Annotated in this window: 1 protein-coding gene; it reads left to right on the top strand. The window is 65.5% G+C overall.

Translation table 11 applies throughout. The features are described 5' to 3' along the window. Positions 1–163: 163 nt before the first annotated feature. The coding region (locus tag ABEA30_RS15860; RefSeq protein WP_345584600.1) for an IS110 family RNA-guided transposase at positions 164–1,312 on the top strand (1,149 nt) is incomplete at its 3' end.

A 1,312-nucleotide genomic window follows, 5' to 3' on the forward strand; every position in this document is an offset into this window, starting at 1 on the left:
TCATAGATGATCCGGGGGGTGTTGTCACCGGGTTCTGGTGGCGTGGGTTGATCGCTGATAGGGACACGGCCCGCTGCATCGACAGCGTGGTCTCTTCGTAACGTGGGTGCCGACGATCTTCGCCCGACTTGGTGACCAGAATTAGGTCCTAAGGAGGACTGTCATGGACCAAGACCGGTTCGACGTATTCGTCGGCCTCGATGTAGGCAAGGAACACCACCATGCCACCGCGCTCAACAGCGCCGGGAGACGTCTGCATGACAAGGCCCTGCCCCAAGACGAGGCTGCCCTGCGCGAGGTGTTCGACAAGCTCACCGTCCATGGGTCGGTGTTGGTGATCGTGGACCAGCCCGCCACGATCGGGGCACTGCCTGTGACCGTCGCTCGAACGATGGGTATCGAGGTCGCCTATCTGCCCGGGCTGGCGATGCGCCGCATCGCTGATCTCCACCCGGGCAACGCGAAAACCGACGCCCGCGACGCCTACATCATCGCTGAGGCCGGCCGCACCATGCCCCACGCGCTGCGACGCGTCGGCGGCGACGATGACCTCATCGCCGACTTGGCTGTGATCGTCGGGTTCGACGACGACCTGGCCAGCGAAGTCAACCGCGTCTCGAACCGGATCCGCGGCATGCTCACCCAGATCCATCCCGCCCTCGAACGCGCCATCGGCGCCAACATCGGCCACCCCGCGGTCCTCGCCCTGTTGGCAAAGTTCGCCGGCCCGACAGGCCTCGCTGCCGCCGGCAGGCGACGCCTGACCACCACGACGAAACCGTTGGCGCCCCGAATGCACACCCGGCTCGTCGACGCGATCATCAAAGCACTGACCGAGCAGACCGTAGTTGTTCCTGGCACCCGCGCCGCCGAGCTGGTGTTGCCCCAACTGGCTGCCCAACTCCAAGGACTCCTGGCCCAACGCGCTGCAGCCGCGAAACAGGTTGAGGAGGCCCTCGATGCCCACCCTCTTTCCCAGCTCCTGATGTCAATGCCCGGAGTCGGCATCAGGACCGCAGCCAGACTCCTCCTCGACATCGGCGACGCCACAGCATTCCCCACCGCAGGACACCTGGCCGCCTACGCCGGCCTGGCCCCTGTCACCCGCAGATCTGGCAGCAGCATCCGAGGCGAACACCCCTCACGAGCAGGGAACAAACACCTCAAACGGGCCCTATTCCTCTCCGCTTTCGCAGCCCTCCACGACCCCGACTCCCGCGCCTACTACGACCGGAAACGCGCCGCTGGGAAGAAACACAACGCCGCGATCATCTGCCTAGCCCGACGACGCGTCGATGTCCTCCACGCCATG

It is taken from the genome of Tessaracoccus lubricantis (genome assembly GCF_039544535.1).
GTDB classification, from domain to species: domain Bacteria; phylum Actinomycetota; class Actinomycetes; order Propionibacteriales; family Propionibacteriaceae; genus Arachnia; species Arachnia lubricantis.